Annotated in this window: 19 protein-coding genes and 1 pseudogene; 9 read left to right on the top strand and 11 right to left on the bottom strand. The window is 41.5% G+C overall.

Annotation, left to right across the window (positions count from 1 at the left end; genetic code table 11):
- Position 1: 1 nt before the first annotated feature.
- Both ABID99_RS22680 and ABID99_RS22685 read right to left on the bottom strand, forming a co-directional pair.
- Entirely contained in the window at positions 2–1,648 is a 1,647-nt protein-coding gene (locus ABID99_RS22680) for a HAMP domain-containing sensor histidine kinase (protein WP_354486787.1), read from the bottom strand.
- A 6-nt stretch (positions 1,649–1,654) separates the two neighbouring features.
- On the bottom strand, positions 1,655–3,517 hold the full coding sequence (locus ABID99_RS22685; protein WP_175490029.1) for a prolyl oligopeptidase family serine peptidase: 1,863 nt from the start codon (positions 3,515–3,517) through the stop codon (positions 1,655–1,657).
- A 184-nt stretch (positions 3,518–3,701) separates the two neighbouring features.
- On the opposite strand from ABID99_RS22685, the gene ABID99_RS22690 reads away from it, so the two are divergent.
- On the top strand, positions 3,702–5,510 hold the full coding sequence (locus ABID99_RS22690; RefSeq protein ID WP_373615181.1) for a tetratricopeptide repeat protein: 1,809 nt from the start codon (positions 3,702–3,704) through the stop codon (positions 5,508–5,510).
- Between the two features lie 122 nt (positions 5,511–5,632).
- Positions 5,633–5,935 (top strand): DUF4286 family protein, encoded by a 303-nt coding sequence (locus ABID99_RS22695; RefSeq protein ID WP_090530427.1) that lies wholly within the window; start codon positions 5,633–5,635, stop codon positions 5,933–5,935.
- 178 nt (positions 5,936–6,113) lie between these two features.
- Here ABID99_RS22695 and ABID99_RS22700 read toward each other — a convergent pair whose 3' ends face one another.
- From ABID99_RS22700 to ABID99_RS22715, 4 genes are all read right to left on the bottom strand, one after another.
- A complete protein-coding gene (locus ABID99_RS22700) occupies positions 6,114–6,563 on the bottom strand; it encodes a hypothetical protein (RefSeq protein WP_090530430.1) in 450 nt (149 codons plus the stop codon).
- Between the two features lie 221 nt (positions 6,564–6,784).
- Positions 6,785–7,279 (bottom strand): molybdopterin-dependent oxidoreductase, encoded by a 495-nt coding sequence (locus ABID99_RS22705; RefSeq protein ID WP_373615183.1) that lies wholly within the window; start codon positions 7,277–7,279, stop codon positions 6,785–6,787.
- 170 nt (positions 7,280–7,449) lie between these two features.
- Positions 7,450–7,785, bottom strand: a complete 336-nt coding sequence (locus ABID99_RS22710) for a winged helix-turn-helix domain-containing protein (RefSeq protein ID WP_188834531.1) — start codon at positions 7,783–7,785, stop codon at positions 7,450–7,452.
- Positions 7,786–7,833: 48 nt separating this feature from the next.
- Positions 7,834–8,346, bottom strand: a complete 513-nt coding sequence (locus tag ABID99_RS22715; RefSeq protein ID WP_188834532.1) for a YdeI/OmpD-associated family protein — start codon at positions 8,344–8,346, stop codon at positions 7,834–7,836.
- A 173-nt stretch (positions 8,347–8,519) separates the two neighbouring features.
- On the opposite strand from ABID99_RS22715, the gene ABID99_RS22720 reads away from it, so the two are divergent.
- Positions 8,520–8,948 carry a nuclear transport factor 2 family protein gene (locus tag ABID99_RS22720; RefSeq protein ID WP_176625312.1) on the top strand — a complete coding sequence of 143 codons (429 nt, stop codon included), beginning with the start codon at positions 8,520–8,522 and terminating at the stop codon, positions 8,946–8,948.
- Between the two features lie 68 nt (positions 8,949–9,016).
- On the opposite strand, the gene ABID99_RS22725 is transcribed toward ABID99_RS22720, so the two are convergent.
- Positions 9,017–9,676, bottom strand: a complete 660-nt coding sequence (locus ABID99_RS22725; protein WP_373615184.1) for a GDSL-type esterase/lipase family protein — start codon at positions 9,674–9,676, stop codon at positions 9,017–9,019.
- Positions 9,676–10,167 carry a cytidine deaminase gene (locus ABID99_RS22730; protein WP_090530447.1) on the bottom strand — a complete coding sequence of 164 codons (492 nt, stop codon included), beginning with the start codon at positions 10,165–10,167 and terminating at the stop codon, positions 9,676–9,678. The genes ABID99_RS22725 and ABID99_RS22730 overlap by 1 nt, the downstream gene beginning before the upstream one ends.
- Before the next feature lie 116 nt (positions 10,168–10,283).
- Here ABID99_RS22730 and ABID99_RS22735 point away from each other — a divergent pair, with 116 nt between their 5' ends.
- Complete coding sequence (locus ABID99_RS22735) at positions 10,284–10,745, top strand: DUF4019 domain-containing protein (RefSeq protein WP_090530450.1); 462 nt, start codon at positions 10,284–10,286, stop codon at positions 10,743–10,745.
- A 216-nt stretch (positions 10,746–10,961) separates the two neighbouring features.
- On the opposite strand, the pseudogene ABID99_RS22740 reads toward ABID99_RS22735, so the two are convergent.
- Positions 10,962–12,861 (bottom strand): annotated as a pseudogene (locus ABID99_RS22740) (DNA topoisomerase IV subunit B).
- 274 nt (positions 12,862–13,135) lie between these two features.
- Positions 13,136–13,840: a hypothetical protein gene (locus ABID99_RS22745; protein WP_373615185.1), complete on the bottom strand. Its 705-nt coding sequence runs from the start codon at positions 13,838–13,840 to the stop codon at positions 13,136–13,138.
- A 295-nt stretch (positions 13,841–14,135) separates the two neighbouring features.
- Between ABID99_RS22745 and ABID99_RS22750 the strand changes: the two genes are divergently transcribed.
- Both ABID99_RS22750 and ABID99_RS22755 read left to right on the top strand, forming a co-directional pair.
- Positions 14,136–16,874 (top strand): DNA gyrase/topoisomerase IV subunit A, encoded by a 2,739-nt coding sequence (locus tag ABID99_RS22750; protein WP_373615186.1) that lies wholly within the window; start codon positions 14,136–14,138, stop codon positions 16,872–16,874.
- A 173-nt stretch (positions 16,875–17,047) separates the two neighbouring features.
- Positions 17,048–17,809 carry a hypothetical protein gene (locus ABID99_RS22755; protein ID WP_373615188.1) on the top strand — a complete coding sequence of 254 codons (762 nt, stop codon included), beginning with the start codon at positions 17,048–17,050 and terminating at the stop codon, positions 17,807–17,809.
- Between the two features lie 580 nt (positions 17,810–18,389).
- On the opposite strand, the gene ABID99_RS22760 is transcribed toward ABID99_RS22755, so the two are convergent.
- Positions 18,390–19,454 (bottom strand): IS110 family transposase, encoded by a 1,065-nt coding sequence (locus ABID99_RS22760; RefSeq protein ID WP_176629135.1) that lies wholly within the window; start codon positions 19,452–19,454, stop codon positions 18,390–18,392.
- Positions 19,455–19,865: 411 nt separating this feature from the next.
- On the opposite strand from ABID99_RS22760, the gene groES reads away from it, so the two are divergent.
- The 3 genes from groES to ABID99_RS22775 all read left to right on the top strand — a co-directional run bounded on the left by groES (position 19,866) and on the right by ABID99_RS22775 (position 23,079).
- Positions 19,866–20,141, top strand: coding sequence for a co-chaperone GroES (groES, locus tag ABID99_RS22765; RefSeq protein WP_090530466.1), 276 nt, complete (start codon positions 19,866–19,868; stop codon positions 20,139–20,141).
- Between the two features lie 150 nt (positions 20,142–20,291).
- On the top strand, positions 20,292–21,923 hold the full coding sequence (gene groL / locus ABID99_RS22770) for a chaperonin GroEL (protein WP_274986259.1): 1,632 nt from the start codon (positions 20,292–20,294) through the stop codon (positions 21,921–21,923).
- 364 nt (positions 21,924–22,287) lie between these two features.
- Complete coding sequence (locus tag ABID99_RS22775; RefSeq protein WP_090530472.1) at positions 22,288–23,079, top strand: mechanosensitive ion channel family protein; 792 nt, start codon at positions 22,288–22,290, stop codon at positions 23,077–23,079.
- Positions 23,080–23,132: the final 53 nt, after the last annotated feature.

Below are 23,132 nucleotides of genomic sequence, written 5' to 3' on the forward strand. Positions count from 1 at the left end.
CTTAATTTTCGTATGGAAGCGTAACTATAAATTCCGAACCTTCGTTAACCTTACTGTAAACAGTTATATCACCGTTCATAAAATTAACCAGTTCTTTACAAAATGCCAAACCCAGGCCAACGCTCCCGTTTTGATTGTATTGGTTTTCTATTCTGTAAAACTTCTTAAAAACGTTATTCAGTTCATTTTTCGGTATCCCTATCCCCTTATCAGCAAACGAAAACACAATATTCCGTTTTTCCTGTGAAATATTGATGAACAACTCCTTTTGCTGAGGGTGCGAATACTTGTATGCATTTTCAATAAGGTTTTGAAAAACACTCCCTAATAATACAGGATCAGTATAAAAAGTTTCAACCCTGTTGATTTTAAATTTAATATTAAAATCAGCGTACTTTATTTTAAAGGTATCAATATACCGGCTAATAAAGCTCTCTATATCAATTTCTTCCTCTTTTAAAGTAATGGATTTATTTTCAATCTGCGTAAAGGAAAGCAGCTTGTTCATGAGCTCGTTTAGCTTATCAGCTTCCTCATCCAATATTTTGCCATAATGACGGCGCTGCCTTTCGGTAAGTTCGCCATCGCCGCGCAAATTTGAACCGGCTATTTTGATTACGCTTACCGGTGTTTTAAACTCATGGGTAAAGTTGTTGATAAAATCATACTGAAGCTTGAACAGTTTCATATTCACGTTCAGGTTACGGTATATAAGCCAGCCTATCAGCATTAAAAACAGGGTCATTAATAATACAATAGCTCCAATAGGCATAAAGCGGCGGTTAATTTCGGCAGTTAAATAACCCTGTGCCGAACTAAAGAAGAGCTTATAATCAGAAAAAGCCACTGGTAATGACACTTCGGTTATCAGTTTATCGCCCTCGCTGTCAATAGGGTCATATACTACGGGTTGAATGGATACATTTTCGTACAGCTCGGGATGCGTATTTTTCACCTTGATCAGGTACGGGTCGAGGTAAAAGGTCATCATGTTTTGCTTGTATGAAGCCCCTTTGCTGTTACCCAACATTTGCATGTCACGATAGATACGTACATCCTCGCGCCTGAGAACATTTGTATAACTGATCTTGTCGGGTTTCACATCCCAAAAAGCTTTAAAAAGTTCATCCTGACTTGATACGCGTGATGTATCTGAAAAGGCTATATAATTACTTAATTTAATAGCCATCTCTCTGAAATCATCTTCATTGACTGTTCTCCGCTGCTCAGCCCCGTACACCTTGTCATTAACGTGCCAATACTGATAAACCGCCTTAGCAGCTATGTTCAAATTATTTTTGCGTACGGTCATCGTAGTTTTGCCGCCAATGAGGGCATCATAAAAGATAACCCGGCGCACAAAATTATAATCATGAAAAACAGAGGCCGCATATTTACCTGCCGATGCCGAATCAAGAAAACCCTGGTAGGAGGTTATTTCAGGGATCTTATTCTGAAAAAACTCATAATACGGCTTAATGGTTTGTTCCAGTACCTCAACCTTTTTTGAGGAAAACTCATTTTCAACATACTTGGCGGTGAGATTATAAGATATAAACAAGGCTACCACAAAAGTTATGGAAATGAACACCAGGAAAATGGTGATCAGCGTAAAGTTTTGCCGGTAAGCGTTTTTCTGTAATGCCATGTCGGCTTATGGTTTAACCCGCATATTCTTATCCAAAAACTTCTCTATTTCGGCATACATTTCCATACGGTTATGTTCGCTCCTGAAATATGCACGTTCATTGGGTTTTAAAAAATATTTCACATCAACGTTACGTTTACGCAGCTCGCGTACAAACTGGTTAAGCTCGCTGATATTAGCCCGCTGATCTTTGGCACCCTGGAATATAATTAGAGGAACCTTAATTTTATCGGTATGAAAAACCGGCGATATCGCCCTCAACTGATCTGCGTCAGTTTCGGGGTTGCCAACCATTTCGTAAGTCATTTTTAAATAAGGCTTAACAAACGGCGGTGCATCCTTGATATAGGTAAAAAAGTTAATAAGGCCGTATTGTACCACCGCACAACTATATAACTCGGGATGAAAAGACACACCATAAAGCGCTGAAAAGCCGCCAAAACGCCCGCCAAAAATGGCAATCTTTTTAGGGTTTGCAACTTTAGTATCAATAAGCCAGTGTACCCCATCGGTAATATCATCCTGAATTTTGCCGCCTACCTGTTTATATCCCGCACTTCGGAAGGCCTTGCCATAGCCTGTTGATCCACGGTAATTAACCTGGAACACGGCATACCCACGATTGGCTAAAAACTGCACCTGGTCATCATATCCCCAGGTATCGCGTCCCCATGGGCCATCGTGCGGCATAACTACTACAGGGTAGTTTTCATTTTTATCGCCCCTTGGCAGGGTTAAATAACCATTAATCAGCAAGCCATCGCGCGCATGGTATGATATAGGTTTCATGGCGCATAATTCGGCAGGTACAAGGCTTGAGTTAATATCGCTTAGCTTGGTTAACCTGCCATTGTTTTTTTCAAAAAGATAGTATGAACCGGGATTACGGTCGGTGTAAGTGTTGAGGATAAATTTATTCTCAGAGCTGTCGCGGTCAACCACCCTGATCTCATTACCCTTAAGCTGTTGCTGAATGGTTTGATACATCTGCTCAACATCAGGTGCCAGAAAATGCTTACGCGGCATTGATTCGTCCCAGCCGGTAAACTCTATCCGGTGTTTATTTTTTGAATATTCAAAACTGGTGATATCCGCTTTGCTGCAGCTAAAAATTGTCCTTTCTTCCTTGCCATTCTCCGCATTGATCTCAACCAGGGCCGTCTTATCGCGGTTTACGTTTGATAGCGCATAGAAATAATTTTTTATACCTGTAAAAGCTATAGGCCTTACTGCATTCTTAAAATTATTTTCGATTATAGGCTTAAATGGCTTATCCTCATCGGGGCGAAATAAGATGGTTTCGTTAACCCCGTCTGATGCCCTTTCAAGCCTGATCCTGCCGTCGGCATCTGCAAACCACTCAGTAATATTACCCGGGTTAAGCAGGTAAGTCTTCATTTCGCCGGTTTTTACGTTGAGGCGGTAAACATCAAAGTTACCCGGATCACGCTCATTAGTTTTAATAGTGATGATATCTGGCTGCTGCCGGTTACGGTTAACCAGGCCAATCCTCACATTACCGAACGATAATATAATCCGGCTTTTATTGGTAGCCACATCAAAAGCATACATCTTAACCGAATCGGTAGCGATAAGATCCTGCGAAAAAACAAGCTGGTTATTGTATGTCCAGAAATAATCACCTCTGATTGAATAGTCCTCAAATTGAGTAACCATTCGTTCCTTACCATCGGCTAATGACTGTATAAATATGTTTTGCTTATCTTTAAATGGCTTAAGGTATGATACATATTTACCATCGGGCGAAATTCGGTAAAAGCTCCTTTCGGGTGTTTTAAAAAAGTCAATAATAGGTATTTGCCTTACTTTACTCCTGTTGCAGGAAAAGAAGACGACAATGCAACTCACAATAAGAAAAAATCTGACCCGGCTCAACATAGCTACAAATACCCCATTTTATTCACGTACTCAAATTAGATAAATAAGTTCGATGTTATCAAGATGTCACTACAATTTTACCCTTATATACCGTTATATAAATAATATGGCAAACCGGCTTAAGCAATCCTATTAATTGATTATTTTTGAACAGATGAGGGCTTTATATATTGTTATTATTCTTGCTTTTTGCTTTAGCGGCAGGCTGCTTGCACAGGACAATGAACTGCTGCTGGCCAGGCAATACAATGCTAACGGCGAACCGCAAAAAGCACTCGAAATTTATCAAAAGTTATACAAGCAAAACAACGAGAATTACTATAGCGTATACGTAAATACACTGCTCAACCTTAAAAAATTTGATGAAGCCGAAAACATCACCAAAAAACTGATCCGCCGCCATCCTGATGATCACCAGTATGCTATAATGCTGGGTAACATTTACACGCAGGAGGGCAATATGGCCAAAGCTGACGCTATTTATGACGACCTGATCAAAAGCCTCCCGGCCGACCAGGGTGAAATAGCCGCCCGGGCATCCCAATTTTACCAAAGCGCTAATATTGATTATGCAATCAAAATTTTTCAGCAAGGACGGAAACTGCTTAAAAATGATAACATGTTTACTTATGAGCTTATTAACCTTTACCGTTTTAAGCGCGACAAAATATCCCTCACCGACGAATACCTGAACTTTTTACCTCAAAACCCCAATTTTATAAACCAGGCCGAAAATGCTTTTTCAAATGTATACGAAGGTAGCGCCGATTATGATATGCTTAAAACAGCTTTGCTGAGGCGCATCCAAAAAGATCCGCAGCAAACCATTTATGCTGATCTGCTTACCTGGCAATACCTGCAGCAAAAAGAATTTGATCTGGCCCTTAACCAGGCACTTGCCTTAAGTCGCCGGCAAAATGACGATGGTAACAGCATCTATGATCTCTGCCGTACCTTCATTGCCAATGAGGCTTATGACGAAGCTATCCGGGGATATGAATATATCATCAGCAAAGGGAAAACAACGCCATTGTACATCCCCTCAAAAATTGAACTGATCAACACCAAAAACCTGAAAGTAACATCGGGCAAATACCTGCCCGAAGATTTGCTTGGACTTGAAAAGGATTATAACGACCTGCTCACCGAATTTGGCCGTAACAGCAGCACCGCTTTTGCCATGCAAAAACTGGCCAACCTGCAAGCCTTTAAGCTTCACAAACTTAAGGACGCCCAAAAACTGCTGGAAGAAGCTACCAGGCTAAATGATATCAGGCCAAACCTGTTAGCCGATTGCAAGCTTGATTTAGGCGATATTTACCTGCTTAACAACCAACCCTGGGAAGCCACGCTGCTTTACAGCCAGGTTGAGAAAGATTTCCCGGCTACTGCCATTGGGCAGGATGCTTTATTCAGAAACGCGAAAATGGCTTATTATACCGGAGATTTCACCTGGGCAAAGGGACAGTTGGATGTGCTGAAAGTTGCTACATCGCAATTAATAGCAAATGATGCGCTTAACCTATTGCTGCTGATCCAAGATAATCTTGCTGCCGATAGCAGCGGGTCGGCGCTTAAAGTGTACGCCCGAGCCGATTTGCAGATTTTTGCCCAAAATCCCGAAAAGGCAGTAATGATATTAGACAGTATTGGCAAAAAGTTCCCGAATAATGCTTTAGATGATGATATCATGATGTCAAAATCTCGCATTCTGATCCAGCAGAAGGATTATGCCGGAGCGGTACCTTTATTAAAGAAAATTGTTGAAGAGCACCCCGCCGATCTTTGGGCCGATGATGCCGTATTTATGTTAGGCGACATTTATGAAAACAGGTTGAACGATAAAACCACTGCCAGGAACTACTACCAAAAAATCATAACTGATTATCCCGGCAGCCTCTGGATCAACGAAGCCCGCAAACGTTTCAGAGTATTAAGGGGCGATAAACCGGATGCGTCCTGATAGGTCATTGTTTCATTGCGTCATTAGGTTATTACTTAGCAAACGGACTTTACTTTTATGCCTGACCAATGACATAATGACCAAATGACTTAGTGACTAATCAAAAATGATTATTTTTGAAAATGATTGTATACAACGATACCATAATAATTGACGAAACCATTCATGACGAATGGCTTAACTATATCAAAACCATCCATATCCCGGCTATCATGGCTACCGGACATTTCAGCTCGTACCGCATCCTGACTGTTATTGATTCGCCTAACGAAGGAGTTACCTACTGTATTCAATACAATGCTGATAGCATTGAGCATTTTCAGCAGTTTTACATGAACCATCTGCATAAATTTCAGGCTACCCACCAGGAAAAATTTAACGAAAAATTTGTGATGTTCAATACCCTGATGGAAGAGGTGGAATAAACTAATTGTGCCAGCGATGGGTGGCGTTGAGGTCGCGTATCTCTGGCACGCTGAAAATCTGTTCATTTCATTTTCTACAAACCTTTAGCACCTCTGGTGCTGGCTCGCTGTTCAGAGATTGTATATATCCTATGATATAGTTTGATAGTTCATGATCTATTAAGAAACTCTCATGCTCCTATTCGTCAAGAGCACCGGGTATCATTAAAAGGATCAAAAATATTACTACCAGTGTAACAACTAAACAAATTAGCCCGGCAAGCAAAGCACGCCAAATAGTAAAGGTTTTACCTCCAGTGGCAAAATGTTCCTTCATTTGTTCGCCCTGAAACTTTTGTACAAGCAGGAAAGTCCCCCAGGCATAAGCCAATGGAAATATAAATCTTGGAAACCGCTCTGTATTTGAAGTAATAACAGCCAGGCCAATAATTGCGATCAATGCGACAACGGCAATTATCCAGGTTGTGGTTGATTTATCTTTCTGGTTAAACGCTTTGTAGTTCTGAGATACCAAATACCCCGCGGCTAATGGCCCGAATATAAATGTTGCTACCCTGATTGAGTTAAGGGTATATATTTTAGGTTTCTCTTCTTCGAGTTGCTCTACAGCCTGGCTATATGGAATCATGAAAGGTTTAAATTAATTAACGAACTAAGATAGCATTCAGCAGCAATTTATCTGTAACATTCCTGCATAATTATTATAGGCTATTTCAATACTTTCACCGTTAGCTATTGCAAGCTGTTTAGTTTTGCGATTGAATACAATTTGCGCCAATTCATTTTTGTTCACGATACTTGAACGCTGCCTATGTTCCATCTAAACAGAATGAATTAACAAAGCAAGATTTACTTCGCAAACATAACCTTCATCGCCGTTACCTGCTTTATGCAACGCGCAGGTTTCTTTTCATCCTGAACAATGATTCGGAATGGCCCATCGGCTGGGGCCAAGGGCTGTCCATCAACTTTATCAGCAAGAATGATCATGCGATCGGTAAAAGCTTTATCCAGCTCGGCAAGAGCAAAAAGTACCTGGTAACCGTCACTGGCTTCAACTAAAAGATATTTAGCCAGGTTTTTACCATGTAAGTCGGCGCCCAGGGTAACACCTGCTTTAGTCAGTATTTCGGATACAATTACGCCCGAATAGATGCGGACTTTTCCGTCCCTGTCCTTACGGGTAACTGTGGTTTGCTTGTATTGCTGCAACTCGGCAGGGCCAATGGTTAGTGGATTTGTTACTTCTCCGGTTACTTTTACTACTGACTCTTTAGTTTCGGTTTGGGCATGGGTTGCTAAACCGGCAATCAGTAAAAACAATACAAGGGTATATTTTTTCATGGCTGATGTTAGTTATTTGTTGATTGCTGTAGATCTGCAAAACGCTTATATCATATAGCGATTTCGTTATATTTTAAAAAACACAACGCAAAAATGCAGAATAGGATCGACAAATCAATCCACCACGAATACCGTTTTTTAATTTTCAATACGAAACCCAGAAAAAACTTTTACTTTTTGCTATTCCTTTCTAAAAATTGAGAGAATTTTTTCTGCAGATCTTTAAACTCCCCGATAATTTCCAGCCCAAATGGTGTAAGCAAGGCTACTCCACCACCCTTTCCTCCTCTTTTTGAAATTACCAGCGGCTGCTTAAAACCATCGTTCATGTGGTTCACCAAATCCCAGGCCTGCTTGTATGACATTTTCATTTGTAACGCGGCCTGCCTGATAGAGCCGGATGCATGGATGCGCTCAAGTAACTCGACCCGGCCATGGCCAAGTACTTTTTCCTCGGCTATTTCTATCCAGATGCGGCCGTTAAGTTTAAATGAAGGGATTTCCATTAATAATTGTTAATCACCAAATTTATCAATGTTGGCACATAACTCATGTTACTCCCTTGCTTTTTTTTGAGCGCGTAGCATTTGGCCATAATCCATGCGGCGCACCATGGCGTTAACGGTTTGTGCTATACGGTTAGCTCGGGTAACTTCCGTTTTAGCGCTCTCAATCCATTTTATAAAATATCCCCGGTGGCTTCCGGCCAGGCTATTGAAAAACTCGCCGCCTTCAGGTTCATATTCAAAACACTCCAGCAGATCATCCGGAACAATGTATTTAAAATCATCATCGGGTTCAAGGCGTACCCGGAGCGTGGCCCCGCGATGTTTATGGATAGCTTTACAGATCTCTTTTCGCAAAGCCATGATAAAATTCCCTTCGCCCATAGGCATCAGGGCCATACCGCGCACCTCAAACTCATCCAGTTTACCTTTTACACGAAATGACTTTTTATTGCCGGGTTTCATTTCCTGCGCTATATCGGCCGGAATCTCAATGTATGTCCACCCTGTTTTTTCACCCTGTTCGGCAAACTGTAATATAATAGTATTAAAATCAACCATAAGTATTATTTAACGGCATATTGTTACCATCATGCCTAAAAAATATGCGAAAATGTTAAATGTTTGTTAAATCGTCATATTTAGTTGTATCGGCTGTAACGTAATGCATGGTACCGATGTCTTATGAGTATAAAAACAATTTAAAAGTTAAAAACCTAAAAAACAACAACAATATGAAAACTTTAAAATCAATCATGCTTGGCTTAGCCTTATTAGTAATAGGCACTGCTGCAAAAGCAACAGATAAAATAGAAGGCGACAATTTAACCAAAAACTACGCCATCAACACTTATATAGATGCCATGACCCGCGGCAAAATACAGGGCTTTAACGAAGTGGTAGATCAATCGGCAAAATTCAGCATGTTACGCGGTACTAAAGTATTAAGTTTTACCAAAAACGAAGTAGTTGACTTATTAAAAGCCAATAAAAATACTGAGCAGGACTGCGTTACCAGCACCTCAATTGTTGAAAGCAACAACGACCTGGCCGTAGTAAAAGTTGATATGAAATACAGCACTTTTACCCGTAGCAACTATGTAACCGTTACCAACACCGGCAGCGGCTGGAAAATCACAAACGTGTACAGCGTTTTTAAATAAGTAAGTTTTAGTTTAGTGTTTAATATGTAAGTAGGTAAAGGCCCCGTTGGTGCGGGGCTTTTTTTATTTTATTTCACCAGCGGATCAAGTACCTTTTGCCATTTATCATAACCTTTGCTATTAAGGTGCAGGTAATCGTTATTAAACAAACTTGAATCCGGGGCTGTAGTACCCGGTTTGTAAATAGCCGGAACCAGGTCGACATAATAACTTTTTGGTTTACCTTTCAGATAGCTTTTCACCAGCTCATTCGCGGCATAAACCACATCATAATATTTAGCGCGCACCGGGCTCGGTTTAATCGACATAAAATACACCTCAGCATTCGGTAGTCTCTGATGGATTAGCTCCCACAGCTTTGCAAATGAAGCTACTACAGCCTGTGCCGATTTACCGGCTGAAATATCGTTTTCACCTGCATAAACAAAAATTTTGCGCGGCTTGTAAGGAAACAGGATATACGGCGTGTAATAATCAGCTATCTGCCATAATTCACAACCGCCTACCCCTCTTCTGATGATTGGCTTACCAGCAAAACGTTGCTCCAGATCAGTCCACATACGGATAGATGAACTGCCGATAAATAAAATACCACCTGGCTTTGGAAAACTCAGGCTATCCTGATGTTTAAAGGCCCTGATCTCATTATCAAACGGGAAGCCCTGTTGCGCCGATACACCGGCGCTGAATGCAATACCGATGAAGAGTAAAAAAAACTTCAGTTTCATTATGGAGTAGCTATACGTTCTTCAAAAAATAAAAACGGCAATTGGTTTTCAATGCCTTTGATGATCCAAACCGGTCCATCTTCGGCATGCAATATAATTTTTATTGATTGATTTTGCTGCTTTTCGCATTCGGCTAATACCTGTAAACATGATCCGCAAGAGGTAATTGGTTTTACAATAGGGAAATCATCCGAATGTGCGGTTACCGCCATAGCCTCAATAGGATCGTCGGGGTGATTGGCGCCCCAGTTAAACAATGCCACCCGTTCGGCACATAAACCTGATGGATAGGCTACATTTTCCTGGTTACTGCCATAAATAATTCTACCGCTTTGCAAACGAAGTGCCGCGCCAACACGGAATTTGGAATATGGAGAATGGGAATTTTTTAACGCTTTTTGTGCTTCAAGGCAAAGCTGCCTGTCGGCTTTATGGAGATCGGCCAGTGACTCATATTCGTCAAAGGCTATTTTAATTTCGTGACTTATCATATATTATCAACCCTTGTTAAAAAATCGGGGGAAACAAGATAAGGAAATTTTAACAGGATTAAAATTTTGAAAAGATTTATTTACATTTATTCCATTATCTAAACTCACTCACGCTCATGCAATTTGTTAAATCCCTTAAATTTCGCTACTTAATTTTATTTACAACTGTCATTACTTTAAATGGATGCAGCTTTAACAATACTTATATAAACAGGGAAGAAGATAAAAAGGACGGTGAAAAAGTAACGAATGAACTTTTTGCGCTTATAAAAGCTAAAAAGTACAACGACACTTTTAAGCTTTACAGTAATCAGTTTTGGGCGGTTACAACAAAGGATAAATTACTTGAGTTATACACCGCAACAGAAAACAAACTTGGCGACCTTGACTCAACAACGGTAAACAAATGGGAAACACGCAGGGTTGTGGGGACTAACCCATCTGCAGAATATGTTTTTGCATACAACACCAAACACAGCAAATATAAAGCGGTTGAATCGATCAGGCTTGTAAAAGAAAAAGATGGTTCGATTAAAATCCTCGCCTATAATATCAACTCCGACGGCTTCTTTAAATAAAAAGCACCTAATCAAAACAAAAAATTAGGGCGTTGCAAAAAATTGGGCTCGTGGTATATGTTATCACCGCACCACTTTTACGGCTATTTCAATTATTGCAATCGTGCCCCACATCGTGCGGTATGGTGAAAACACTGACCACTGGCTTGAAATAAATTAGGGGATTTTCTTAAGTTACACAACTCAGGAAAATCCCCTAATCAGGCAAATCAAGGTTTATACAGCCACTGGCAACTCTTCCTCAGCTTCAGTTTCTTTAGCTATTGTTGGGTTGATGGTTTCATCATCCTTTTCAACCCTCAGGTTATTAACGATATGCATTTGGCGGGCTGGAGTATTTTTGCCCATAAAATATTCGAGGAGCGCCTTTACATTGGCATCCCTTAATATTACAGGGTCAAGCCGCATGTCTTTACCAATAAATAAACCAAATTCTTCGGGCGAAATTTCACCTAAACCTTTAAACCGGGTGATCTCGGGTTTATTACCCAATTTAGCTATGGCGTTGCGGCGTTCCTCATCGCTGTAACAATAAATGGTTTCCTTTTTATTACGCACACGGAATAACGGCGTTTGCAGAATCGAAACGTGACCGGCCTTCACCAGGTCGGGAAAAAACTGCAGGAAAAAGGTCATTAACAACAGGCGAATGTGCATTCCATCCACATCGGCATCTGTAGCTATCACAATATTATTGTAACGTAAAGCATCGAGGCCGTCTTCGATATTTAAAGCGTGTTGCAGCAGGTTAAATTCTTCGTTTTCGTACACCACTTTTTTGGTTAGGCCAAAGCAGTTAAGGGGTTTACCTTTTAAGCTGAACACAGCCTGGGTCATCACATCACGCGATTTAGTGATCGAACCACTGGCCGAGTCACCTTCGGTAATGAACAACGTTGTATCTTGTTTACGTTCGTGCGTATCGTCAAAATGCACTTTGCAATCGCGCAGTTTACGGTTATGCAATGATGCTTTTTTTGCACGCTCGTTGGCCAGTTTTTTAATACCTGCAATATCCTTACGCTCCCGTTCTGATTGCAGGATCCTTTTTAGCAAGCCATCAGCAGCTTCTGTGTTTTTATGCAGATAATTATCAAGCTCTTTTTTAACAAAATCGTTAATAAAGCCACGCACAGACGGACCATCCGGACCAACGTTTTGTGAGCCCAGTTTGGTTTTAGTTTGCGACTCAAACACCGGCTCCTGCACTTTTATAGCAATAGCGGCAACAATTGAAGCTCTGATATCCGACGCATCAAACTCTTTTTTATAAAACTCGCGTACGGTTCTTACTACCGCCTCGCGGAAGGCGGCCTGGTGCGTACCGCCCTGAGTAGTGTTTTGACCGTTAACAAATGAGTAATATTCCTCGCCGTATTGCTGACCGTGGGTCATGGCTATCTCAATGTCTTCGCCTTTAAGGTGGATAATTGGGTACCGTAAAGTTTCAGCATCCGTATTACGGGTAAGCAGGTCATACAGGCCGCGCTCCGAAAAATACTTTTGATTGTTAAAATTGATAGTAAGGCCCGCGTTCAGGAACACGTAGTTCCAGATCATACTTTCTACAAACTCCGGGATAAACCGGTAATGCCTGAAAATAGTATCATCGGGTATAAAATTGATAGCGGTACCATTACGCTGGGTGGTATTCTTTTTCACTCTCATCACGAATCAGTTCACCTTTGGCAAACTCGGCCAGTTTGGTGCGACCGTCACGATATGATTGCACTGTAAATGAGTTAGAAAGCGCGTTAACCGCTTTGGTACCCACCCCATTTAAACCTACCGATTTTTGAAAGGCCTTGCTATCGTATTTACCGCCGGTATTTATTTTGGATACACAGTCGATCACTTTACCCAAAGGGATACCGCGGCCATAATCGCGCACCGATACCTTATGGTCGCTCATGTTCACCTCAATGGTACGGCCCGATCCCATTACAAACTCGTCTATCGAGTTATCAATGATCTCTTTAAGCAGTACGTATACACCATCGTCATAAGCAGAGCCATCGCCCAGCTTACCAATATACATACCGGGGCGTAAACGGATGTGCTCCTTCCAATCGAGGGAGCGGATACTATCTTCACTATAATTAACTGGTTCTGCCATGTATATAAAGTAGAAAATTAAACAGCGTAAAAATGCGCCTAACTGCAAAAATAAAACTTCCCGCCTGAATTAACGGAGAGCAAATATCAACTTATCAACATTGGGGAATTGGGAACCCTTAGAAAAAAGAGAGGGTTGTGTGATTTCCTCTTGAGAGGGGCGGGAGGGGTGTGTTTCTATTTTGATAAACTAATCGAATACACACCCCTGCCATTACTCGTTTCCATCGCGCCCCTTCTCAAGAGGGGAACTTTGCTTAGTATGACACTGAGGACTACGGCTTAAACTTCAAACAATTACTTGCCCTGTCCACATTTTTAAAAAACTCGGGGCCTTTATCATTAGTAAAACAAACAGCCATAATGGTGCCGGTATGGTTACGCTGTAATGCGATCAGCAGTGCGTATTTATAATGCTTGGTAGCAGGCAAATCGAGCAGGTTTAACAGGTATGACTTACCGGCATCAGCTTTATATCTCTTTAAAACGTTAACCGGTATGCTCCGCATAAAGTTATCTCTTTCGCCGGTAAAGGCTATGGCGTGCGCCCTGCTCATGTTTATATATATCGAATCGGGATTTTCGGTTTCCCGGTCAATATCATATTGCCCCTGCTCATAACTGGTATAATTCTGTTTCTGGGATTTTACCTGGAACCATACTTCAAAATCCTGCCCCGGCAACTGCAACGCATAATCAAATGAAAAATCCTCATCATTGGGAGCGGGAATCTCTTTAAACCCCCTGGGTGGGGTATAAATTACATTGGCCTGGGCCAAAAGCTTGGTAAATTCTTTAAACTGATCTGTACCTGCTGTTTTGGGCTTTGTATAGCCAGGCTTAACCTTCGCAGTTGTATGTTTCTTGTTATTTTGGGCATATAACGGCCTTGGACTTATCTGAGCTATGCTTTTTGTAAAGCACAACAACGACAAAGCCATAAGCAATAAGGGCCGGGTTAACTTCAAAATAGTTTTCATTTAAGGGGCAACCAGGAAAAAACCTGGGTAAAGCACCATAGGTAAATATATAAACAAATTAATTAATCAACACCCTCACGCATTCAAATAACCGCTATGCTTTAACGACAATATCAATCAATTATTTGTTACATTAATAATTAATACGGGCGTGATTGGTAATTGTTGCAAACCCACCTAAACGTAACAATTTTGTTATAAACCAATATTAACAAGACATTAAAATGTAGTTCACTTCATCTGCACATCAACACATAATCCGTATCTTTACCAATCCAAAAGTTTTTATTGAATAATGAGTGAAGATCTGCATCAAAACGATACACCAAACCCTAATGAAGAAAAACTCCACACCGTTGCCTCACTCGATGGGTTATATGAAAATTGGTTTCTTGATTATGCATCCTATGTAATTCTCGACCGGGCTGTTCCGCATATTAACGATGGTTTGAAACCCGTACAACGCCGCATCCTGCATTCGTTGAAGGAAATGGACGACGGGCGTTTTAACAAAGCCGCCAATGTTATCGGTAACACTATGAAATATCACCCCCATGGTGACGCTTCTATTGGTGATGCCATGGTGCAGATTGGTCAAAAAAACCTGCTGATTGATTGCCAGGGAAACTGGGGCGACCCAGTAACCGGCGATTCGGCGGCGGCACCGCGTTATATTGAAGCGCGGTTATCAAAATTTGCGCTCGATGTTGTTTTTAACCCGGATACCACCGTTTGGCAGGCCAGCTATGATGGCCGTAATAAAGAGCCTATTACCCTGCCGGTAAAGTTCCCCTTGCTGCTTGCACAGGGAGCCGAAGGTATTGCGGTAGGTTTAGCTACCAAAATATTGCCGCATAACTTTATTGAACTGATTGACGCTTCCATAGCCGTATTAAAAGGCGAGCGCCCGAACCTGCTGCCTGATTTCCCTACAGGTGGCATGGCCGATGCTTCCTTATACAATGAAGGGCAGCGCGGTGGCAAGGTACGGGTAAGGGCTAAAATTGTTGAGCGCGATAAAAAAACGCTTGCCATTACCGAAATACCATTTACTACTACTACCGGCAGTTTAATTGACAGCGTGATCTCGGCCAACGATAAAGGTAAGATCAAGATCAAAAAGATTGAAGATAATACGGCTAAGGATGTAGAGATCATTATTCACTTGGCTCCGGGCATCTCGCCCGATGTAACCATCGACGCTCTTTATGCCTTTACCGATTGCGAGGTATCCATATCACCAAACACCTGCGTAATCCAGGATGATAAGCCGCGCTTCATGAGCGTGAACGATATGCTTACCGAAAGCACATTTTTCACCAAAGATTTGCTTAAACAGGAGTTAGAGATCAGGCTGAAAGATTTAATGGAGAAGATCTTCTTCAGTTCATTACTTAAGATCTTTATCCAGGAGGGGATGTATAAAAATCCTGAGTACGAAAACTCGGGCAATTTTGAGGTTGTGCTTGAAGTGCTGAACCGCTTGTTTGAGCCTTTCTTTCCGCAGTTTTACCGCACCATACAGCCCGAAGATTATAAAAAGCTGATAGATAAACCTATGAGCAGCATCACCCGCTTTGATGTTAAAAAAGCGGATGAGCAAATGAAGGCGCTCGAAAATGAGATAAAACAGGTAAAACATCACCTGAAACACCTTACCGAGTATACCATTGCCTGGTTCGAAAAACTGAAGGATAAATATGGTAAGGACAGAGAGCGCAAAACCGAACTGCGCACCTTTGATAAGGTTGAAGCTGCACAGGTAGCATTGGCTAATATCAAGCTATATGTTAACAGGGCCGACGGCTTTATTGGATCTGGCCTGAAGAAAGATGACTCGGTTGAATACGTTGGCGATTGCTCAGACATTGACGAGATCATTGTTTTTAGGGGCGATGGGCGCTGTATGATTACCAAAGTGCAGGACAAGGTTTTTGTAGGTAAGGACATCATTCACGTTGCCGTATTTAAAAAGAATGACGAACGCACCGTTTATAATATGATATATAAAGACGGCGAGAGCGGCATCAGTTATATCAAACGATTCTCGGTAGTGGGTGTAACCCGCGATAAGGAATACGACCTTACCAAAGGCACCAAAGGCTCAAAAGTATTGTACTTTACCGCCAACCCTAACGGCGAGGCCGAAGTGGTGAACGTACAGCTTAAACCTCATTCCAAACTTAAAAAACTACAGTTTGATGAGGATTTCGCATCTATAGCTATCAAAGGCCGCGGTTCGATGGGTAATATCATTACCAAATACCCGGTTAAAAAAATCATACTGAAAAGCAAGGGTGTGTCAACGCTGGCCGGACGTAAGATCTGGTATGATGATATCCTGAAGCGCCTGAACGCAGATGGCCGCGGCAAATACCTGGGCGAATTTGATGGTGACGACCGCATTCTCACCGTGCTTAGCAATGGCGTTTATGAATTAAGCAGCTTTGATCTTAACAACCACTTTGATGATAAGATGATTCTTATCGAAAAGTATGAGCCGCAGGCGGTATTCTCGATCGTGCACATCGAGGGTAAATCCAAAAACTATCTCGTTAAGCGTTTCTCTTTTGAAAACATAGCCGTTGGTAAGCAGGTAAGCCTGATCAGTGAAGAAGCCGGATCAAAAATGGTGTTGATCGGTCACACCGCGCCGGTAATCAGCATGACACACTTGAAAGGCAAAGATCAAACACCTGAAACCCTCGAACTGAATTTAGCAGATGTTATTGATGTAAAAGGGATGAAAGCCATGGGCAACCGCCTTTCACAACATCCGGTAAAATCAGTTGAGCTGATAAGTGATGGCATTAACCAGGCAACTGAAACTACCGAAACCGACATTAACGAAGTAGCTACTCTTGCATCAACAGATACAAATGAAGATGAGCCTGTAGTTTCTCAGGAAGACGGGCCGGCAACACCAGCCAATCAATCTGAAGAGTCGCCAAAGCCACCTAAAAAGATCGATTTTGAGATCACTAACCCCGACGATATCGACATGGATGACCAGGGACAATTAGGGCTATTTTAACATACAGCCACCGGCAACAATAACCGGTGGCTTTTATTTACCTGCCGATTAATCCCGTTTATCCAATACTCAAACAATTAGCAAAAAAATCATTTTACAGCTATAAATACCCTTGTTTACAGGTACATTTTCATTATTTTTGATTATTACTAAATCTTATATCATAAACAGGCATGTACTTCGGCGGTGGCAATTATTATTATATTATATTGATATTAGAGGCATTTTGTATCATTCACAGTCTACGGCGCGGTACCCAGCAAAAATGGCTTTGGATCCTTATAGTAATACCTTTATTCGGATGTTTGTATTATATCTACAGCGAGATCCTGTCCAATCGCGGTATCCGTGCACCCAAAATAAACGTTGAGGCAGTAATCAACCCCGGGGCCAAAATTAAACGCCTCGAAGATGAAGTTAGGTTTACCGATACGTTTGCCAACCGTGTAAAATTGGCAGATGCCTACCTGGAAGCCGGGCTTACCGATAAAGCCCTCGAGAGCTATAAGAACAGCCTTACCGGCGCCTTTGCCGAAAACGAACATGTAATGGGGCAACTTATTGTAGCATACTTTGAAAAAGGAATGTACAACGAGGTTATTCCTATCGCTAAAAAGCTTTATAAACTACCACAGTTCGCACGCTCAAAAGCGCACATCCTATATGCCAAATCGCTTGAGCTTACTTACCAGGAAGAGCAGGCTGAGAATGAGTTTAAACTAATGAAGGGCCGTTACTCCTACTTTGAGCCCCGTTATGAATATGGCATGTTCCTTACCCGTGCCGGCCGGGAGGACGATGCCTGGCAAATTTTTACCGATATGCTCAATGAACAATCGCAGTTAAGCCCGGTTGAACGTAAAAGCAATAAAGTGTGGTTTGCCAAGGCGAAGGATGAAGTGAAGAAGTTATCAGCGGCGAGGAAAACGGCGTAAGACTCGTTCAGATACAACATTCTTTCTTAATCGCTCCCGACCAATAAAACTGATTGTCATTTCGACGAACAAGTGAGGGAATACGTGTGGGAGTGAGGAGAAATCTCCTATGATGAAAATCTGCTACAGAAAGGCAAAAAGTCCTAAAAAGCGTGGTAATAGATTATATAAAGTTATAATATATAAATGACTAAGCAAACCGTGACCATGTTTTCTTAATTTTCCTTTGCAGATCAGAAGAGGAAACAGGCTCTGCTGGGGAGCAACCTGCCAGCAATATGATCTGCCGAATCAGATAAAAGAAGTCTCTGTAACAGGAGACTTTTTTATTTTATCTTTTTCGCCTATGGCTAAGAAAACCTTCACCGATTTTCAATTACGTTAATGCACCGATAAATACCAATCAATCTCCTATAAGCAGACACCATTACGGGCCGCAGCATCGCGTTTAAATTATTTGATAAAATGATAACCGTAGTCTTATACAAAGCAGACACCTCAAAAGGGGCTGCGGATTTCTCATTCCGGTTTATCATCTGATAACAAAACAGATTGTTTTATCCTGCACTTTTGTTGTTTATTATTTCACAACCGCTATTACATACGGGCATTCGTTTTTCATTACATACCGAATCCGGTTAAGCATTTTTTTAGCTATCCTGATGATGGCATTGTTCTTTTTCATCCTTTTACAGTAATTATTATAAGGCATCGTCAAGGCGGGATCTGTACGTACGGCTGTCCAACTGGCTTCAATGAGTTTTTCCCTGAGCTGATGATTGGCCCGCCTGGTCAGACCTGATACTTTTTCTTTATCACCAGTGCTGTGAGTATTGGGCACAAGGCCAACGTAATCGCATAAAGCATCGAACGATTTAAACCTGTTCACATCGCCCACTTCTGTTACAAATAACAAAGCGGTAATCTCGCCCACGCCGGGAATTGTCCTGATCAGGGCTATTCTTTCCTTATAACGCGCCTGCCTGGACAAAATACGCACCTGCCTGGTGGCGGCCAATACCATGCTCCTGGCCTGTAGGTAACCCTGAAGTTTAAGGTCAAGGGCTGTCCTTGCCGAAGGACTCAATGACAGATTTTTAAGCCAGTTGGTAAAATTATTTGACCAATAACGGCCCTCTGATTCACCGAACGTTATCCCCTGGAAGTGAAGCCAACCCTGGATCCTGTTTTTATATCTCGTCTGATCTTTTACCGTTTGATTGTATGTGCGAATAATATCCCGGTCATCCTGTTGTTCAATACAGGGAATAAAAATACCGGTAAGGTCTCCTTTACTTAGTGACTGACTTAATTTCCGGCAATCAACGGTGTCTGATTTACGCTGTTTTTCCTTACCTGTCGTGGGTACATCGGCCGGGTTTACAACGATGCAGTTAATCCCTGCATTACTAAATTCCCGCTGATGACTGAAACCGCAAAATCCGGCTTCATAAACTACGTGGTAGTCCGCTGATGGGTAATTACGCTTAAGATAAGTACTTAATTCTCCCGCCGATGGGTTCTGCGAAAACGTCCTGAGTTCCATTTGTTCACTACGGATGCTTACCTTCCAGGATTTCTTATGGACATCTATCCCCGCAAAAATCTTTTGCCCGCTAAAATCTAATTGTGTAACTTGTTGCATGAGTTCTTGATTTAAAGTGTTTGTTCTTAGTTGTTTACTTTAATCTACAACCTTTTTTTCAAGAACTCTTCTTTAACTGTTTCATGCATACGATCTTATACGCCTTGTATAAATCATACATTATCGCTCTGCAAAGCCTAAAAGATTTCTCTTTCGCCCTACCGCGCACTCCTCCCCCCTGCTCTATCGAAATGACATTTTTTTTAAAGCATCATCCCCCTACCGTCATCCCTAAGTCATACTGACAACCTGACACCATCGGGTTAAAAAATTGTTAAGCCACAAAACGCAAATAACCTTTTGCTGACATTAAAACAGTTTAGCCTGTCAATACTTGCCATAATACCCGCTTGGCATAATTGATGTTGCATATCGGGCTGAAAAACTTAAATAAAATAAACAGTTATAACTATGTCATTAAACATTAAACCGATCGGCGATAGGGTTGTAGTGGAAGCTGCAGCAGCCGAAGAGAAAACCGCTTCAGGTATCTTCATTCCTGATACTGCCAAAGAAAAACCTCAACGTGGAACCATCGTTGCTGTTGGACAGGGAAAAGTTGATGAGCCTTTAACCGTACAAGTTGGTGACCAGGTTTTATATGGTAAATATGCAGGTACTGAAATTACCTATGAAGGTAAAGAGTACTTAATTATGCGTGAATCAGACATATACGCAGTTCTTTAACCAATTAGTGAATTAGTGAGTTATTGAATTAGTGAATTTATTCCTGTTCAAACCGCTGGTTTAAAATCAAAGAAATTAAAAAAAATAGATTATTGAAAGCGAAATCAAATCACTCATTCGCTAATTCAATAATTCAATAATTAAAACATCATGGCAAAACAAGTTAAATACAATGTTGAAGCACGCGACGCCCTGAAACGCGGTGTTGATATCCTTGCTAACGCAGTAAAAGTAACCTTAGGCCCTAAAGGCCGTAACGTAATCATCGACAAAAAATTTGGCTCACCAGCCATCACTAAAGACGGTGTTACTGTTGCTAAAGAAATTGAATTAAAAGACGCCCTTGAAAACATGGGTGCTCAAATGGTTAAAGAAGTAGCTTCAAAAACTGCCGATATTGCAGGTGATGGTACTACTACAGCTACCGTGTTAGCTCAGGCTATTGTAACAGCTGGTATTAAAAACGTTGCTGCCGGTGCAAACCCAATGGATTTGAAACGTGGTATCGACAAAGCTGTTGCTTCGGTTGTTGAAAACCTGAAATCGCAGTCACAAACTGTTGGTGAAGACAATAACAAAATCAAACAAGTTGCTGCTATCTCTGCAAATAACGACGAGGTTATCGGTTCGTTAATTGCCGAAGCAATGGAAAAAGTTGGTAAAGATGGTGTAATCACTGTTGAAGAAGCAAAAGGTACTGAAACCGAAGTTAAAACTGTAGAAGGTATGCAGTTTGACCGTGGTTACCTTTCTCCTTACTTCGTAACCAATGCTGACAAAATGGAAGCCGAATTAGAAAATCCTTTCATCCTGATCTACGACAAGAAGATCTCTTCAATGAAAGAATTGCTTCCTATCCTTGAAAAACAAGTGCAAACCGGCAAACCACTATTGATCATTGCTGAAGATCTTGACGGCGAAGCTTTAGCTACTTTAGTAGTTAACAAAATCCGTGGTTCACTGAAAGTTGCTGCTGTTAAAGCGCCAGGTTTCGGCGACCGTCGTAAAGCTATGTTAGAAGATATCGCTATCCTTACCGGTGGTACTTTAATTTCTGAAGAAAGAGGTTACAAATTAGAAAACGCTGACCTTAGCTACTTAGGTACTGCTGAGAAAATCGTTATCGACAAAGACAATACTACTATCATCAATGGTTCAGGTTCTGCAGAAGAGATCAAAGGCCGCGTAAGCCAGATCAAATCTCAGATCGAATCAACAACTTCTGATTATGACCGCGAAAAATTGCAAGAGCGCTTAGCCAAATTATCTGGCGGTGTTGCTGTACTTTACGTAGGTGCTGCTACCGAAGTTGAAATGAAAGAGAAAAAAGACCGTGTTGACGACGCTTTACACGCTACACGTGCCGCCGTTGAAGAAGGTATCGTAGCTGGTGGTGGTGTTGCTTTCATCCGTGCTGTTGCTGCTTTAGCCGATCTTAAAGGTGATAACGAAGACGAAAACACTGGTATCCAGATTATCCGTCGCGCTATCGAAGAGCCTTTACGTCAGATCTGCGAAAACGCTGGTATCGAAGGCTCAATCATTGTGCAAAAAGTTAAAGAAGGCACTGCCGACTTTGGTTACAACGCACGTACTGATAAATACGAAAACCTGATTGCTGCAGGTGTTATCGACCCAACTAAAGTAAGCCGCGTTGCTTTAGAAAATGCAGCTTCAATCGCTTCCATGTTATTAACTACCGAAGTTGTATTAGCTGATGATCCTGAAGATGAAAAAGCAGGCGCTCCACCAATGGGCGGCGGCATGGGCGGCATGATGTAAGAGTCGCCAAGCCCCTGAAGGGGTGTATAGAAACTTATATACTTTCAAAACCCTGTATGCAAAAGCATACAGGGTTTTGTGCTTTAAAAGAGGCTTTATAGTCATCCTAAGGTAATTCAATGGTCATTAATTAATCATTTGATTAATTTTCAACTTCGCGGGGCTTAGTAATACGTAGTTTTGCATAACAAATCTGATACAGCACTAATCAGGCACAGGATTTGAACAATGCAGGTCATGAAACGTCTATCTCAAAAAACAAAACAAATACAAAGCACACTGGTTGAGTGGGTGTTGTTTAAGGGCCCCGAGCTCTTCGTTTCCCTGTACAGTTAATAGATAATTATTAACTTTGCGCCCAGTTATGAAACTGGACGAATTTTACACTGAGTTCCACCATTGGCTTATTAACCGCGGCCCCAATTATGTAGGTGGACTAATCATATTTTTTATTGGGTTATGGTTTATTAAGTTTTTACGTGCAAGGCTGCGCATGCGTATGATGAAGCGTGGCATTCATTCATCACTACAGCCATTTTTCTTAAGCCTAACCATTACAGCTTTATATGTTTTACTCATTATTTGGGTAATGAACATCATAGGGCTGGAGATGAGTATCTTCACTACCATCATCGGCGCATTTTCGGTAGCAGCCGGTTTGGCTTTGTCGGGCACATTTCAAAATTTTGCAGGGGGTGTGCTGATCCTGTTATTAAAACCTTTTGAAATAGATGACAGCATTGTAGCCCAAGGCCAGGATGGCAGGGTGGTATCTATACAGATGTTTTATACCGTACTTATTACCGCCGATAACAAAACCGTCATTATCCCTAACGGAAAGCTTTTTAATGAAGTTATTGTAAACATAACGCGCGAAGGCCGCCGCCGTCTTGATTTTGAATTGCGGGTAGGCTATAACAATGATATAGAAAAGGCGAAGGCCATCATGACAGGCGTAGTAAATGCCAATAAAGATATCCTTCATGACCCGGCCGCGCGGGTGGGCGTTATCAGCCTGGATAACGATTGCGTAAGGTTTACTATTAATGTTTGGGTTGATCCTGCCGATTTCCTCAATGCTAAAATAAACCTTCAGGAACAAATGCTTAAAGAGCTTGCCGCGGGTGGCGTTAATTTCCCTAAACCAGGATTTTGAAAAGAAGCAGGAAACCGGGAATCAAAGGCCCTTCAAAAGGATAATTCTTTCAC

This window comes from Mucilaginibacter sp. OAE612 (genome assembly GCF_041806395.1).
Lineage (GTDB): Bacteria > Bacteroidota > Bacteroidia > Sphingobacteriales > Sphingobacteriaceae > Mucilaginibacter > Mucilaginibacter rubeus.

Coding starts and splice junctions, on each gene's coding strand:
- ABID99_RS22725 (WP_373615184.1), bottom strand. CDS start 9,676: ATGAAACTGAAGTTTTTTTTACTCTTCATCGGTATTGCATTCAGCGCC.
- ABID99_RS22705 (WP_373615183.1), bottom strand. CDS start 7,279: ATGAAAAAATATACCCTTGTATTGTTTTTACTGATTGCCGGTTTAGCA.
- ABID99_RS22710 (WP_188834531.1), bottom strand. CDS start 7,785: ATGGAAATCCCTTCATTTAAACTTAACGGCCGCATCTGGATAGAAATA.
- ABID99_RS22700 (WP_090530430.1), bottom strand. CDS start 6,563: ATGATTCCATATAGCCAGGCTGTAGAGCAACTCGAAGAAGAGAAACCT.
- ABID99_RS22745 (WP_373615185.1), bottom strand. CDS start 13,840: ATGAAAACTATTTTGAAGTTAACCCGGCCCTTATTGCTTATGGCTTTG.
- ABID99_RS22750 (WP_373615186.1), top strand. CDS start 14,136: ATGAGTGAAGATCTGCATCAAAACGATACACCAAACCCTAATGAAGAA.
- ABID99_RS22695 (WP_090530427.1), top strand. CDS start 5,633: ATGATTGTATACAACGATACCATAATAATTGACGAAACCATTCATGAC.
- ABID99_RS22730 (WP_090530447.1), bottom strand. CDS start 10,167: ATGATAAGTCACGAAATTAAAATAGCCTTTGACGAATATGAGTCACTG.
- ABID99_RS22775 (WP_090530472.1), top strand. CDS start 22,288: ATGAAACTGGACGAATTTTACACTGAGTTCCACCATTGGCTTATTAAC.
- ABID99_RS22720 (WP_176625312.1), top strand. CDS start 8,520: ATGAAAACTTTAAAATCAATCATGCTTGGCTTAGCCTTATTAGTAATA.
- ABID99_RS22680 (WP_354486787.1), bottom strand. CDS start 1,648: ATGGCATTACAGAAAAACGCTTACCGGCAAAACTTTACGCTGATCACC.
- ABID99_RS22760 (WP_176629135.1), bottom strand. CDS start 19,454: ATGCAACAAGTTACACAATTAGATTTTAGCGGGCAAAAGATTTTTGCG.
- ABID99_RS22755 (WP_373615188.1), top strand. CDS start 17,048: ATGTACTTCGGCGGTGGCAATTATTATTATATTATATTGATATTAGAG.
- groES (WP_090530466.1), top strand. CDS start 19,866: ATGTCATTAAACATTAAACCGATCGGCGATAGGGTTGTAGTGGAAGCT.
- groL (WP_274986259.1), top strand. CDS start 20,292: ATGGCAAAACAAGTTAAATACAATGTTGAAGCACGCGACGCCCTGAAA.
- ABID99_RS22735 (WP_090530450.1), top strand. CDS start 10,284: ATGCAATTTGTTAAATCCCTTAAATTTCGCTACTTAATTTTATTTACA.
- ABID99_RS22715 (WP_188834532.1), bottom strand. CDS start 8,346: ATGGTTGATTTTAATACTATTATATTACAGTTTGCCGAACAGGGTGAA.
- ABID99_RS22690 (WP_373615181.1), top strand. CDS start 3,702: ATGAGGGCTTTATATATTGTTATTATTCTTGCTTTTTGCTTTAGCGGC.